Here is a 15,473-nt window from a genome sequence, read left to right as displayed (position 1 = left end):
GTCAGTCATGATCAGGCCTTACGTAGTGCGCCAGCTGTTGGCGCTGTGCATGGTCAGTGTTAGTCCCTTGGCGCTGGCGGTTGAGGGTGGCGTTGGCCGCCCGATCACCGGGCAACAGGTGTTTTCCAATGCCGGCATCGTTCCACCGGAACCGGGTTGGGTGATGTCCCTGACCAGCATCTGGTATGACGGTGATTTGAAGGGCAACAGTGAAGTGCCTATTGTCGGCGCCCTGAGTACCGGGCTGGACATGCAAGTGTCGTACACCATGGCCAACTTCACTCATGTCTGGGACACCGGTAAGGGTCGCTGGAACTACGCCTCGGCCATCGGCGTACCCGTGCAGTACACCGACATCACCGCCAGCGTCACGGGCCCGCGCGGCAGAACACTGGGCACTTCGGATTCAGGCACACAATTCGCCGACATGCTGGTGACGCCAATAGCGGCCGGCTACCACTTCGACGAACTCAACCACATAGCGTTCTCGCTGCCGATCTACGTGCCGACAGGCGCCTACAACGACAATCGGCTGGCCAACCCGGGGCAGAACACCTACACGTTCATGCCAACGGTGGCGTTCACCCATCTGGATGGCAAGGGTGGCGAGCTCACCCTGGAGAGCGGCCTGGAGTTCTACACCGAAAACGACGTCACCGATTATCAGAACGGTGACTTGTTCACCCTCGACGCGCTCTGGACACACGGTTTCGGCAATGGATGGGCTGCGGGCATGGCGGCCGGCTACATCCAGCAAATCAACGATGACTCCGGCTCCGCCAGCAGCGGCTTTCGTGGACGCTCCGTCGGTGCCGGGCCGGTGGTGGGCTGGACCGGCAAGTTCGCCGACGCCGAGGCCAACATCAGCGCTCGCTGGGTACCGGAATTCGACACCAAGAACCGCCCTGAAGGCAACGGCTTCAGCGTCAACCTGACCCTGGCGTTTTTCTAGGAGACAGCATGACCGCACTCAACGATCTCAATGCCCTGCAAGCCAGCATCGCCGAAGCCGTACTCGGCCAGGACCAGGTAATTCGGCAAATTCTCGTCGGTCTTTTGGCCAACGGACATTTGCTGCTCGAAAGCCTTCCCGGCCTGGCCAAGACCCGCACGGTCAAGGCACTGGCCAAGCACCTTGACGCCAAAATGAGCCGCATCCAGTTCACACCGGACTTGCTGCCATCGGACATCACCGGCGCCGAAGTGCTGCATCAGGTCGAGGGTAAAAACGAGATCCGTTTTCAGCCCGGCCCCTTGTTCGGCAACCTGATTCTCGCCGACGAAATCAACCGCGCCCCGGCCAAGGTCCAGGCCGCGTTGCTCGAAGCCATGGAAGAACGGCAGATCACCGTGGCCGGGAACAGTCATGCGCTGCCGGACCTGTTCATCGTGGTGGCGACCCAGAACCCGATCGAACAGGAAGGCACCTACCCGCTCCCGGAAGCGCAGATGGACCGCTTCCTGATGAAAGTACTGCTGGATTATCCGAGCGCGGAAAACGAGAGCCAGGTGCTTCGTTTGTTGCGCGAAGAGGAACAGGCACTTGGCGCCAGGACCGCGGCGGTGCAAGGCTTCGCTCTGTCCCAGGAGGTGATTTTCGCCGCACGCCGAGAAGTCAGCGCGGTGCACGTCTCCCCTGCCATCGACCGTTACCTGATCGACCTGATCAATGCCACGCGCCACCCGGCCGACTACGACACCGATCTCGGGCGCTGGATCAACATTGGCGCCAGCCCTCGCGGTGGTATTGGCCTGGACCGTTGCGCGCGGGCCGATGCCTGGCTGCAGGGCCAGGATTTTGTGTCGCCGGACAACGTGCGCGCCGTCGTCCACCCAGTGTTGCGCCATCGCTTGCAACTGAGCTACGACGCCGTCGCCGACGGCGTGACGGCCGATCAGGTGCTCGATCGCTTGCTCGATAAAGTGGCGATACCGGCGTGAACGCGGACGGCCTGGTCTATGTCTCTCTGGCGCAGTTGATGGCCCTGGAGTTCAAGGCCCGCGACCTGAGTTTTCTGGCGCGTCAGCCCCAGGGGAGCATCCTGGCCGGCAATCACGCGTCACGCTTGCGTGGCCGAGGTTTGAATTTCGACGAGCTGCGTCGCTATCAGCCCGGTGATGATTTGCGTCACCTGGACTGGCGCGCCTCGCTGCGCACTGGAAAACCGGTGGTGCGCACCTTCACCGAGGAGCGTGACCGTCCGGCGTTGATCCTCGTGGATCAGCGCATGTCGATGTTTTTTGGCTCGCAACGCAGCTTCAAATCGGCGGTCGCCGCCGAACTCGGCGCTCTGGCGGCGTGGATGGTGTTCAACGCCGGGGATCGGGTTGGCGGGCTGGTGTTCAACGATCAACGCATCGACAGCATCGCTCCGCTGCGCAGCCGCAAGCGGATCGAAGCGCTGTGCAACCGCATCGTTCAGCAGAACCAGGCATTGAACGCCGCCAACCCGGATGCCGAAGGCGAGGATCAACTCGACAAGGTCTTGCAGCATTGCCTCGCGGTGGCCGGTCACGATCATCTGATCTGCATCGTCAGCGACTTTGCCGGGGCCGGTGAACGCACCTTGCAACTGATGCGGCAACTGGCGGCGCATAACGATGTGATTGCCATGCAGGTCTACGACCCCTTGGCACTGAACCTGCCGAACAATGGCCGCGTGCTGATTACCCAAGGGCAATTGCAGGTGGAACTGGCGGTGGATCGGCGTCAGGTCCATCAGCCGTTGGGGGACTTTCTCAGTGGTCGGCTCAAGGACGTCGCCACGCTGCTGCGGCGCAGCCAAGTGCCGCTGATGATGTTCAGCACCGCCACCGACGCCCAGGAACAACTGCGGGCTGAATTGGGCAAGCTTGCCGGAGGACGGCGATGAACCCGAATGTTCCGAGCATTGAGCAACTCAAGGAGTTGGCACTGCCGGTGCCGGTCAGTTACGCGCCGCAGACCTGGGGTTGGTGGGCGTTGCTTGGGCTGTTGATGACCGTTGTTGTGCTGGTGAGTGCGCGGCGCTACTGGCAATGGCGACGGGATCGCTATCGGCGCGAGGCGCTGGCGCGTCTGGCGGAGTTACAGCAACGAAGCAATGACTTGAGTGCGTTGCGCGAACTTCCCGAATTGCTCAAGCGGGTCGCGATCTCGATGCCTGCCACACCCACTGTAGGAGCGAGCTTGCTCGCGATGAGGGCCTCACGTTCGAACTCAATATCGACTGACACACCGCCATCGCGAGCAAGCTCGCTCCTACAGGGGAATCCTGCGGCGCTGGGGAAAGAGCAATGGCAGGCATTTTTGCAGCGGCACTGTAAGCAGCCGCTACCCGCTGATTTCAGCCAGCAACTGGCACTCTTGGCCTATGCGCCTGACGCCGCATTGCGGGCCTTGCCCAACGACCAGCGCCAGCAGCTGTTCGTCACCTGCAAAACCTGGGTGGAGCATCATCATGTGGCAGCTTGATTACCCTTGGCTGTTGATCCTGCTGCCCTTGCCATGGCTCGGCTACCGCTACCTGCCTGACTACCGCGAAGCCCGCAGCGCCGTGCGCGTGCCGTTTTTCGCGGCCATGAGCCGTGCGGTCGGCCATGCACCGAGCCAGGCCGGCACCCGCAGCAATCACTGGCAGTTGTTGCTGAACCTGTTGGTTTGGGCGTTGTTGCTGATCGCAGCGAGTCGCCCGGTGTTCGTCGAGCAACCTATCGAACGCCAACAACCGGTGCGCGACCTGATGCTCGCCATCGACATTTCCCAGTCCATGGAAACCACCGATTTCACCGACGCCAACGGGCAGAAAATCAATCGCCTCGCCGCCGTCAAGGAAGTGGTGCATGGCTTCATCGACAAGCGCAAGGAAGATCGCCTCGGCCTGATCGTGTTCGGCAGCGGCGCGTATCCGCAGGCGCCGCTGACCCTCGATCACGCCAGCCTGTCACTGTTGCTGGATGACACCGGCATCGGCATGGCCGGCCCCAACACCGCCATCGGCGACGCCATCGGCCTGAGCCTGAAGCTGCTCGACCAAGCCCACGAACAGGAGAAAGTGCTGATCCTGCTCACCGACGGCAACGACACCAGCAGCGCAATCACCCCGGACCACGCCGCCCAGATGGCCGCCGCCAAGGGCGTGGTGATTCACACCATCGGCATTGGTGATCCGAATGCCGAAGGCGAAGCCAAGGTCAACCTCAAGGGCCTGCAAGACATTGCCAAAGCCACCGGCGGGCAATTCTTCCGCGCCGAAGACCGCCATGCGCTGGATCAGGTCTACAGCACCCTCGACAAACTCACCCCGCATCAGGTGAAAACCCTCAGTCATCAGCCCAAACGCGATCTGTTCTGGTGGCCGCTGGGCGCGGCAATTGCGCTGCTGGCGCTTTATCACCTGGGTGCCCTGCTCCGCCCCCGCCTTGTGCAAGCACGTCAACGGCAAGAGGCCTGAAATGGACATCAATCTCAGCGATTTCCATTTCTTGCGACCGCTCTGGCTCTTGCTCGCGGTGTTTGGCGCGTTACTGCCGGTACTGTGGCGACGCAGCCGGGACCTGCAACGACGCCTGCGCGGCAATATCGCCGAGCACCTGTTGCCGCACCTGCTGATTACCCCACAAGACCAGCAGCGCTTGCGCCCGGTGCATCTGGTCTGTGCGCTGCTGGTATTGGGTGCCATCGCCGCGGCCGGCCCGACCTGGGAGCAGGATCGCCCGGACTTTCTGGAAAACCGCGCGCCGTTGATCATCGCCGTTGACCTGTCACCGTCGATGGACGCCAGCGACATTTCGCCGAGTCGCCTGGAGGCCACCAAGCACAAGCTTCACGATCTGATCCAACGCCGCGCCGGAGCGCGTAACGCCCTGATCGCCTACGCGGGCAGCGCGCATCTGGTATTGCCGGCCACCGACGATCCGGCCCTGCTCGACACATTCATCCAGGCCCTGAGTACCGACCTGATTGGCAAGCCGGGGAAAAACGTCGGGGCCGTCATCGACCAGGCCAAACGCCTGCTTGCGGCAGAAAAGACCCCCGGCACCCTGCTGCTGATCACCGACGGCGCGGATACTTCGGCACTGGCCGGGCTGGACAAGAAGCTGCAGGGCAGCGAGTTGCAAGTGTTGATCCTCGCCGTCGGCAGCAGCGACGGCGGCATCATCCACGACGCCAGCGGTCAGCCGCGCATCGATAGCAACGGTCGCCCGCAACTTGGCAGTTTCGATCAGTCGGCAATCAAGCAGCTGGCCTCGACACTCGACGCGCCGCTGGGCAGCCTGACCCTCGACAATGACGACCTCGACTGGATCGAACTGCACGCACAACAACACTTCCAGTCGGCCAGCGACGAACAGCGCGAGCTTCATTGGAAAGACGCCGGTTACTGGTTGTGCTGGCCATTGCTGTTGATCGCTTTCTTCAGCGTGCGCAAAGGCTGGAGCCTGAACTGGATGGCCGGTCTGCTGCTGGCGGCGGGCCTTGGATTGCAACCGACACCGGCCCAAGCCAATGCGTTCACCGATGCGTTCTTCACCCGGGACCAGCAAGGTCGCTGGGCCTTCGAGCATCAGCATTTCCCCCAGGCGGCGGCGTTGTTTGTCGATCCATACTGGAAAGGCGTGGCGGCTTACAACGCGGCTGATTTCGACCTGGCACTGGCCAGCTTCGCCCGCCTGAATACCCCTCAGGCTTACTTCTACCTGGGCAACATCTACGTGCGTCGCTTCAAGTTCGACCAAGCCATCGCCGCCTACACCCAGGCCTTGAAACTACAGCCGCAGTTTCCCGAAGCCACCGCGAACCTTGCACTGGCCATCGCTTTGCAGAAAGACACCGAAGACGCTGAAAAGAATGCGCCGGAGGTAAAGCCCGACGAAATCAAAATGGACAAGGCACCCGGCAAGGGCCAGAGCAAATCGGTCGAGACCGAACAGGCCGCTTCGGATGAGCAGTGGTTGCAGAATTTGACGACGTCGCCAGCGAAGTTTCTCAAGCACAAGTTCAGTTTGCAGGATCAGGCGGGGGGAAAACCATGATTTGCCTGAGAGACCGCGTTGAGGCCATCGCGAGCAAGCTTGCTCCTACAGGGGGGGTGCGGTTCACACAGATCCACTGTGGGAGCGGGCTTGCCCGCGATGGGGCCAGATCCATCACCACTAAACTCGGCGCCTTGCTCATCACCCTGATCAGCCTCGACGCCCTGGCCGCCGATCCCGAACTGCGAATCCAGTCCCGCCTGCAACCCGCGGACTCGATCATGGTCGGCAGCCTCGTGGAACTGCAACTCGACGTCCTCACCGACACCTGGTTCACCAGCGCACCCACCCTTCCCGGCCTGACGTTGCCCGGCGCATTGGTCATGCCACCGGATGGCCATGCCGAACACATCAACCAGACGCTCGACGGCAAATCCTTCAACGGCATGCGCTACAGCTACCTGATCACACCGAACCTGGCCCAGGGTTTCGACATTCCGGCGCTGACCGTGCAAGCAATGCCGGGTCAGGCCACCAGCGAGCTGAGTGCCCAGAGCCAGCCGTTGCACTTCACTGCGGCTCAACCTGCGGGGTTCCAGGCCGGGGAACCGGTGCTGGTCGCGCAGGGGCTGCGGTTCACCCAGAAGACAATCAATTCGGCCACACCGCTGAAAGTCGGCGACAGCCTCACCCGGGAACTCACCTTGCAGGCCGACGGTGCGCTGGCGATGGCATTGCCCACGCCCGCACTGGGTGACGTCAACGGTCTGAGCCGTTATCCGCAAAGCCCGCAAATCGGCAATCTCGATGACGGGCGCGGCAACTTCAACGGCGGTCAGCGCATCGACACCGTGATCTATCGAATCGACACCGATGGCCACTTCACTTTGCCGGCCATCGAAGTGAAATGGTGGGACGCCAATAGCCGCCAGACCCGCACCGCGCAAGTGCCGGCGGTGACGTTCGACGCAACGGCCAACAGCGCCTACAAACCGGTGTTCTCGATCACCGAAGACCTGAAAAATCTCGGCCAGCAAAACCGCCTGCACCTTTCTGCGCCTTGGCTCGGGTGGCTGGCAGTACTCTTGGCGGTACTGGCCGTGGCGTGGTTTATCCGCCCGTTAGTGCATCGCGTCTGGCTGGCGTGGCAAGCGCGACGCGATGCCCGACACACTGCCTGGCTGGAATCGGCCGATTACGCCTGGCGGCAGATCCCACCCCAGATCGATGGCCAGCCACCACAAATGAGTGCCCTGTACCTCTGGACCCGCCGCATTGGCCGCGGACTAAAGCTGACTCAACTCGGTCCGCGCCTGCAAACATTCCTGCGTGCCTGTTACGGCCGCGAGCCAACCAGTGATCAAGCGTTGCGCCAACTCAAGCGATCCTTGTCTACGCTGCATAGTCTGGCTGAACACAATACTGAATCAGTCGCACCCGCATTGCGACCACTCAACCCTGTTCACGAGAAGGAGTTCCGATGATGAGCCCGATATCACCCCGCCATTATCACGGGTTTAAATTTTTGCTGACGCTGGCCCTCAGCTTGCCGTTGCTGGTCCAGGCGGCCGAGCCACTGCCGTCCTGGAATGACGGCCCGTCGAAAAAAAGCATCATCGAATTCGTGCAGACCGTGACGGATCAGAGCAGCAAGGACTTCGTCAAACCCGAGGACCGCATTGCCGTGTTCGACAACGACGGCACCCTGTGGAGCGAGCAACCGATGTACTTCGAGTTGCTGTTCGCACTGGAAGAAGTCAAGCGCACCGCGGCGCAGCACCCGGAATGGAAAACCACCCAGCCCTTCCAGGCCGTGCTCGAAAACGACCACAAAGCCCTGGCCGCCAGTGGCCTTGAAGGCATGATGAAGATTTTCGGCGCCACCCACACCGGAATGACCACCGAAGCCTTCGATGACTACGCCAAGACCTGGCTGACCCAGGCCCGTCACCCGAAAACCGGCAAGCCATACACCGAAATGATCTTCCAGCCGATGCTGGAAATGCTTGATTACCTGCGCGGCCAGAACTTCAAGACCTACATCGTTTCCGGTGGCGACACCGGCTTCATGCGCGCCTTCGCGGAGAAGGTCTATGGCATTCCACCCGAGCAGGTCATCGGCACCACATTCGTCACAACCTTTGACTACAAGGATGGCAAGGCCTCGATCCTGCGTACGCCGAAGCTGGCACATAACGATGATGGCCCGGGCAAACCGGTGAGCATCGATGCCGTCATCGGCCGTCGTCCGATCCTCGCCTTCGGCAACTCCGATGGCGACTTGCAAATGCTGCAGTGGACCGCCGCCGGGCCGGGCAAACGCTTCATGGGCCTGGTGCACCACACCGACGCCAAACGCGAATGGGCTTATGACCGACAGTCGCAGATCGGTCGTCTGGACAAGGCCCTGGACGAAGCCAAAAACCGTGGCTGGACCGTCGTTGACATGGCGTCCGAATGGCGTCGGATTTATCCGTTCGATGCCGCCACACCTGAGCAAGCGCAATAAAAAGACGTAACGCTGGACCGCAATAAACGTTAGTCGCAGCACGCGACACCAGTAAGCATAAGGAGCCAGTCAGATGACTCGCATACGTACGTGGATACCGAAACTTGCCTTGGTGGCAGCATCGGTCATGGCGATTTCGGCAACCGCCGGAGCCGCCGAAAAACCCAACATTCTCGTGATCTTCGGCGACGATATCGGCCAGACCAACATCAGCGCCTATTCGATGGGTGTGGTCGGCTACAAGACGCCGAACATCGACCGAATCGCCAAAGAAGGCATGATGTTCACCGACTATTATGCGGAGAACAGCTGCACCGCCGGACGCTCGTCGTTCATCACGGGGCAGACGCCACTGCGTACCGGTTTGTCGAAAGTCGGCATTCCGGGGGCTCCGGTAGGTTTGCAAAAGCGTGACATCACCATCGCTCAAGCCCTCAAGTCCCAGGGCTATGCGACCGGTCAGTTCGGCAAGAACCACTTGGGCGACAAGGATGAATACCTGCCGACCAACCACGGTTTCGATGAGTTCTTCGGCAACCTGTACCACCTCAACGCTGAAGAAGAACCCGAACGTCCGTACTGGCCCAAGGACGACGCTGCTTTCGTCAAGGCCAACACCCCGCGTGGCGTGATTCACAGCTTCGCCGACGGCAAGATCGAAGACACCGGCGCGCTGACCAGCAAGCGCATGGAAACCATCGACGACGAAACCACCGCCGCTGCGCAAGCCTTCATCGAGAAACAGGCCAAGGCGGACAAACCGTTTTTCGTCTGGATGAACACCACGCGCATGCACTTGTTCACCCACGTGCGCGAATCGATGAAGGGCCAAAGCGGCATGCCCGGCAACGATTATGCGGACGGCATGATCGAGCACGACGGGGACGTCGGCAAACTGCTGAAAACCCTCGACGACCTGAAAATCACCGACAACACCATCGTCGTCTACACCACCGACAACGGCCCGAACCAGTTCTCCTGGCCGGACGCGGCGACCACGCCGTTCCGTAACGAGAAGAACTCGAACTGGGAAGGTGCTTACCGCGTACCGGCGATTGTGCGCTGGCCAGGCAAGATCAAGGCCGGCGAAGTGTCCAACGAGATGTTCTCGGGCATGGACTGGTTCCCGACCTTGCTGGCGGCCGCTGGCGATGCCGACGTGAAGAACAAGCTGCTCAAGGGCTGGGCACCGACCTCCGGCGGGAACAACTTCAAGGTGCACCTTGATGGCTACAACCAGTTGCCGTATCTGACGGGCCAGCAGCCTAAAGGCGAGCGCAAGGAGTTCTACTACTTCAACGACGACGGCATGCTGGTGTCCATGCGTTTCGACAACTGGAAAGCGGTGTTCTGTGAACAACGTGCACCGGGTGGTTTCAAGGTCTGGAGCGAACCGTTCGTATGCCTGCGCGTACCGAAGATCTTCAACCTGCGGATGGACCCGTATGAGCGCGCCGACGTGGTTTCCGATCAGTACTACGATTGGCAAACCAAGAACGTCTACCTGGCTGGGGTAGCCGTCGGCAAATCGGCGGCGTTCCTCGAAACGTTCATCGAGTATCCACCTAGCCAGAAACCGGCCAGCTTCAGCATCGATCAGGTGCGTGCTGCGGTAGATGCAAAAATCGCTGAAAAAATGAAAGCTGCACAGTAAGACCGCCGGACCGCCGCCCGCCCTCACCGGCGGGCGGACTTATTTATGAAATGCGAACACAACCCCTGTAGGCGCTGGCTTGCCAGCGAAGTCGTCTTTACAGTCGATATAGATACTGACTGAACCACCGCTTTCGCTGGCAAGCCAGCGCCTACAAGGTTTGTGTTTACGTCGAAATTGGCAAAAGGCAACAAATCCATGTCCTCACGTGTCGCCAGCAAGTCGTCGGCCATACCTGCCCCTGATGTCGCCTCCCCTGCGCTGCTGATTCCCGCCCTTCTGCTGTTCGTCTCCGGCGCTGCAGCGCTGGTGTACCAGGTGCTGTGGATCAAGCAGCTGTCGTTGGTGGTGGGCGTCGAGGTGTACGCCATCACCACCGGCATCAGTGCGTTTTTCGCCGGGTTGGCGTTGGGCGGTTTGCTGTTCGGACGTTGGGCTGACCGGATGCAGCATCCGGTGCTGTTGTACGCGGGACTGGAAGTGCTGGTGGCCGTGCTGGGTGTAGGTGCGACCTTTGCCATGAGCCTGGCGGCCAGTCCGTTTGCCTGGCTGGAACAACAGATCGGGTTGCTGGCCTGGTTGCTGCCGTTTGCGCTGGTGGGCATTCCCGCGCTGCTGATGGGCGGCACCTTGCCGGTGTTGGTTCGCTCGCTGACCAGCGACCCGCAACACCTGGGCAAGTCCGGCGGTCAACTCTATGCCGCGAACACGGCCGGGGCCATCGCAGGCACCTTGCTCGCCGCGTTTGTGTTGATTGCCACACTGGGCGTGCGCGGCAGCGCACTGGCCGCCGCCATGCTCAACCTGCTCGCCGCGGCAGGTGCCCTGTGGTTCCAGCGCCAGCGTCAGGTTCCCGTTGACGCACCGGTCAAACATCACGCCGAGCACACGCCCGATCGCCTTGCCCTGTGGCTGTATTCCATCGCCGGGGGCGTCGCGCTGGGTTACGAAGTGGTCTGGTCGCAATCCATCGTGCAGTTCATGAGCACCCGCACTTATGCCTTCGCGGTGGTACTGGCCACGTACCTCACCGGGTTGTTTTTGGGCAGCGTATTACTGGCCCGTCGGGTTGATCGTCTGCGCGATCCCTGGGGCGTGTTCGGTTTGCTGATCGCTGGTGCCGGGTTGATTGCATTGCTGGAAATCACCTTGCTTGGGCGCTGGCTGGTCGTTGCCCAGACCGTGTCCGAATCCTGGGTGCTGTCGCTGGGTGCCAGTGAACTGGTGGGCATGAGCGTGCGGTTTGCAGTCGCCGCCCTGAGCATCGTGTTTGTACCGACTCTATTGCTGGGAGCCGCGTTTCCGCTGGCCCTGCGCTTGAGTGTCGGCCGCGAACAGGTCGGACGCAATGTCGGTGAGGTGGTGGCCTACAACACTCTGGGCGGGATTGTTGGCGTGATGCTGTGCGGCTTCGTCCTGATCCCGTTGTTGGGGCTGGTGCGCACGTTGGGCCTGCTGGCGATTGTCGCTGCCGGCATCGCCTATCTGGCCGTGTGTAAAGGGCACGGGGTGAAAAAGGGACGACGCCAGGCGGTGGTCGCCATCGGCTTGCTGTCGGTGGCGTTCGCCGTTTTCACCCCGGTCAACAAACTCGCCAACCTGTTGCCGGGCGCACGCAATGGCACGCTGACCTTTTACGAAGAAGGACGCGGCGGGACCGTCGCCGTGGTGACCCAAGGCAAGGGCCAGCGGGCGTTCCAGCGTTTGTACATTCAGGGTGTGTCCAATACCGGCGACGCCATGCCGTCCCTGCGCTACATGCGAATTCAGGCGTTGTTGCCGCTGATGATCCACAACGGTGAACCGCGCTCGGCGCTGGTGATCGGTTTCGGCACCGGCATCACGGCCGGCGCTCTGACCCGCTATCCGGGCCTGGAGCATCGCGTCGTAGCCGAGTTGCTGCCATCGGTGGTCAAAGCCGCTCCATTGTTCAAGGGCAACTTCAATGCCGCTGCCGATCCCGGCGTGGACGTGCGTTTGCGCGACGGTCGCCAGGAACTGCTGCGCAACCCGCAACGCTACGACCTGATCACTCTCGAACCACCACCGCCCTCAGCCGCCGGTGTAGTGAACCTGTATTCCCGCGATTTCTACCAGTTGGCCGCCAGCCGTTTGCAACCGCAGGGTGTGGTCGCGCAATGGCTGCCTCTACCGACCCAGAACATCGACGACTCTCGCTCGCTGGTGCGCAGCTTCCTCGACGTATTCCCCTACGCCAACCTGTGGACCAGCGAGTTTCACGAAATGCTGCTGGTGGGTTCGATGGAACCGATCGAGCTGGATGTCGCGAAGATCAATCAGCGTTTTCAGCAGGACAGCGTGCGCAGCACCTTGCAGGACGTCGGCATTGGTTCCGCTGCCGCCCTGCTCGCCACCTGGGTGACCGACCGCGCCGGGCTTGAACGCTTTGCCGCCGACGCTCCAGCGGTGACCGACGATCAGCCGCGCATCGAATACGCGCCGTGGGTCCGCTCAAAGGAAATCAGCCGTGTGCTGCCTGTCCTGCTCGACTTGCACCAGCCACCGCCTTTGATCAACGCCGACGACGGCTTCATCGAACGCATGAACATCCATCAGCAACGCCTGATGCAGTTCTATCGTGCGAGTTTGCATGCCTATGACGGCGACCGGGATGCCTGGGCCAGGGACATTCGCGAAGTGATGCGCGGGGATGCGGGGAATCCGTATTACCGGTGGTTTGTCGGGGAGTAATGGACGACTGATAGACCACCATCGCGAGCAAGCTTGCTCCTACAGGTTCGTGTCGTGTCCATAGACTGCGATCGACATCGGGCCTGTAGGAGCAAGCTTGCTCGCGATGAGGCCATCTGCTCCCCAGTAATCGCCATTTGACACACGCCGACCATCCGGCAAAGCTGCATCAAGCGTCAACGCGCGCCGCAAGGCAAACGCATCTGGACTACGGAAGTCGCAATGCCGAAACATAAAAATAACGCTGCAAACCCAAACCCTGATTCGCAATCCAACCTGATTAACCGCTACCTGTTTCCCGTCACCATCGGTATCTTGCTGCTGGCCGTCGCAGGCATCGGCTGGTTTCTGTTGAGCAGCCAGCCAACGCCTGTGCGCCCGGTCCCGGTGAGTACGCCTGTGGCTCAACCGGCCAAACCGCAACCGGTCGCCAGTGCACCGGCGAAAATGGTCGACGAGCAACAATGCCAGGGCTGCCACAGTGAGCAGGTAAAGGACTGGCAAGGCTCGCACCACCAACTGGCAATGCAGCCGGCGAGCGCCGAAACCATGCTCGGCGACTTCAAGAACGTCACATTCAAGGCGGAAAAGGAGACCACGGTGTTCTCGCGCAAAGGCGATGAATTCTGGGTCAACACACCGGGCATCGATGGCAAGAATGCCGACTTCAAAGTCGCCTATACCTTCGGCATTGCCCCTTTGCAGCAGTACCTGATCGAGGTCGGTGAAGGCCGTTTGCAAGCACTGGGCGTGGCCTGGGATACCGAGAAGCACCGCTGGTTTCATCTCTATCCGGGCCAGGGTGTGAACTTCAAGAACCCGCTGCACTGGAGCAAACCGAGCCAGAACGCCAACTTCATGTGCGTGGAGTGCCATACAACGGGCTACAAGCGCAATTTCGACGCGGCGAAAAACACTTTCGACAGCCAATGGAACAGCCTTGGCGTCGGATGCCAGGCCTGCCATGGCCCGGCGTCGAATCACCTGGAATGGACCGCGAAAAAAACCGACCTTATCCATGTCGGTTTTGCCGTCGACCTCAAGGACAAGAACGCCACCGTCGAAATCGAAACCTGCGCCCGTTGCCACTCACGTCGCGCCCCGCTTGACGATGGCTTTACCGTCGGCAACCGCTTGATGGACGACTATCTGCCAAGTCCGCTGACCCGGGAGTTGTACGCCCTGGACGGCAAAATCAAGGACGAGGTGTTCGAACACGGCTCCTTTGCCCAAAGCAAAATGTTCGACAAGGGCGTGCGTTGCAGCAACTGCCACAACCCGCACAGCACCGAGTTGAAAGCTGCGGGCAATGGCGTCTGCCTGCAATGCCACAACACCGCCGGCAAAACCACCGAGGAAGGCGTCGACGGCAAAGGCCTGCAAGCGAAGAACTACGATTCCATCGAGCACACGCGCCACGCTCCCGGCCAACCGGGTTCGCAGTGCGTCGATTGCCACATGCCCGGCAAGTTCTACATGGGCAATGATTTCAGGCATGACCACAGTTTCAGCATTCCCAACCCTGAGCGTGCGCAGAAACTCGGCACACCCGACGCCTGCCTGACCTGTCACCAGGGCAAGGCCGGGGACAAGGTCACTGAGCAATTCAAACTGTGGAACACGGTCAACGCCAATGCGCAGCAAGCACCGCGCTACGACGAAAGCCTGTGGTCGATCCGCAACGGCCAGCCAGGCGCGGCGCAGGCCTTGTACGAGCAATTGCAACGCAGCAACCTGCCGGCAATCCAGCGCGCCACGCTGCTGGCCGAGTTGCCGCTGTACCCCAGCGAACAAGCGTTGAAACTGGCCACCAATGACCTGAAAAATCCGTCACCCCAGGTACGTGAAAGCGCCGTCCATGCGATCAGCGCGTTCTTGCCCCCGGCCGAAGGTGCGCCGTTGCTGACGCCATTGTTGAAGGATCCGGTGAAAGCCGTGCGCATCGCCGTTGCCCGGGATCTGCTCAGCGTTGCGCGCAACGGCCTCGGCAATGCACAAGCTCCGTGGAACGCTGCAATTGCTGAGTATGAAGCGGTGCAAAAGAGCTTGGCCGAACGCGCCGAAGCCAATCTCAACCTGGCCATGCTGTACCAGGCCAGCGGCCGTGCGGGCGAAGTCGAAGGGTTATTGCGCACAGCGCTCAAACGCGATCCGGACTTCTACCCGGCACTGGTGACGCTGGTGCAATGGCTGGAGGCCAATGGCCGCGGGCCGGAAGCTCAGGCCCTGCTGGCGCAAAACCTCAAGGAACACCCCGACGCCGCCCTGCTGCAACACACCCAAGGCTTGTCACTGGTACGTGCCGGCAAATCGGACCAGGCCATGCCTTTCCTGCGCAAAGCCGCGCAACTGGAGCCACAAAGCGCCCAGTTCGGATACGTGCTGGCGGTGGCATTGCATGACAGCGGCAAGGTCGATCAGGCCTGCGAGGAGCTGGAACGACTGCTCAAAGTGCAGCCGGCGAACCGCAATGCGCGGTTGTCGCTGATCCAGTACTACCTGGATAGCGGGCAGGAATCCAAAGCTCAGGTGCTGTTACAGGGTTGGAAGAAAATGAACATGGGCGATCCAGCACTGAAGTGAGCCATGGCCCGCTCCTGCAGGAGCGGGCTTACCCGCGAAGAGGCCGTCAGCCACAACATC

Annotated in this window: 11 protein-coding genes; all 11 read left to right on the top strand. The window is 61.1% G+C overall.

Annotated features, from left to right (window positions below):
• The first annotated feature begins 7 nt into the window (after positions 1-7).
• A complete protein-coding gene (locus tag AD668_RS12055) occupies positions 8-952 on the top strand; it encodes a transporter (RefSeq protein WP_053158931.1) in 945 nt (314 codons plus the stop codon).
• Between the two features lie 8 nt (positions 953-960).
• Entirely contained in the window at positions 961-1,941 is a 981-nt protein-coding gene (locus AD668_RS12050; RefSeq protein ID WP_053158929.1) for a MoxR family ATPase, read from the top strand.
• The gene (locus AD668_RS12045; protein ID WP_053158926.1) at positions 1,938-2,873 is read left to right on the top strand and encodes a DUF58 domain-containing protein; all 936 of its coding nucleotides are present in this window, start codon (positions 1,938-1,940) and stop codon (positions 2,871-2,873) included. The genes AD668_RS12050 and AD668_RS12045 overlap by 4 nt, the downstream gene beginning before the upstream one ends.
• Complete coding sequence (locus tag AD668_RS12040) at positions 2,870-3,454, top strand: DUF4381 domain-containing protein (RefSeq protein WP_053158924.1); 585 nt, start codon at positions 2,870-2,872, stop codon at positions 3,452-3,454. Before AD668_RS12045 ends, AD668_RS12040 begins: the two co-directional genes overlap by 4 nt.
• Positions 3,441-4,433 carry a VWA domain-containing protein gene (locus AD668_RS12035; protein WP_053158922.1) on the top strand — a complete coding sequence of 331 codons (993 nt, stop codon included), beginning with the start codon at positions 3,441-3,443 and terminating at the stop codon, positions 4,431-4,433. Before AD668_RS12040 ends, AD668_RS12035 begins: the two co-directional genes overlap by 14 nt.
• 1 nt (position 4,434) lies before the next feature.
• Positions 4,435-6,015, top strand: coding sequence for a VWA domain-containing protein (locus tag AD668_RS12030; protein WP_053158920.1), 1,581 nt, complete (start codon positions 4,435-4,437; stop codon positions 6,013-6,015).
• The gene (locus AD668_RS12025; protein WP_053158918.1) at positions 6,012-7,439 is read left to right on the top strand and encodes a BatD family protein; all 1,428 of its coding nucleotides are present in this window, start codon (positions 6,012-6,014) and stop codon (positions 7,437-7,439) included. The genes AD668_RS12030 and AD668_RS12025 overlap by 4 nt, the downstream gene beginning before the upstream one ends.
• The gene (locus AD668_RS12020; RefSeq protein ID WP_053158916.1) at positions 7,436-8,464 is read left to right on the top strand and encodes an HAD family phosphatase; all 1,029 of its coding nucleotides are present in this window, start codon (positions 7,436-7,438) and stop codon (positions 8,462-8,464) included. The genes AD668_RS12025 and AD668_RS12020 overlap by 4 nt, the downstream gene beginning before the upstream one ends.
• Positions 8,465-8,537: 73 nt before the next feature.
• Positions 8,538-10,118, top strand: coding sequence for an arylsulfatase (locus tag AD668_RS12015; RefSeq protein WP_053158914.1), 1,581 nt, complete (start codon positions 8,538-8,540; stop codon positions 10,116-10,118).
• A gap of 198 nt (positions 10,119-10,316) precedes the next feature.
• Positions 10,317-12,830 (top strand): fused MFS/spermidine synthase, encoded by a 2,514-nt coding sequence (locus AD668_RS12010; RefSeq protein ID WP_053158912.1) that lies wholly within the window; start codon positions 10,317-10,319, stop codon positions 12,828-12,830.
• Between the two features lie 222 nt (positions 12,831-13,052).
• Positions 13,053-15,413 carry a tetratricopeptide repeat protein gene (locus AD668_RS12005; protein WP_053158910.1) on the top strand — a complete coding sequence of 787 codons (2,361 nt, stop codon included), beginning with the start codon at positions 13,053-13,055 and terminating at the stop codon, positions 15,411-15,413.
• The last annotated feature ends 60 nt before the right edge of the window (positions 15,414-15,473 follow it).

The sequence above is a fragment of the Pseudomonas sp. P1.8 genome (genome assembly GCF_001269805.1).
Taxonomy (GTDB): Bacteria; Pseudomonadota; Gammaproteobacteria; order Pseudomonadales; family Pseudomonadaceae; genus Aquipseudomonas.
This window is presented reverse-complemented; position numbering and strand designations above follow the sequence as displayed.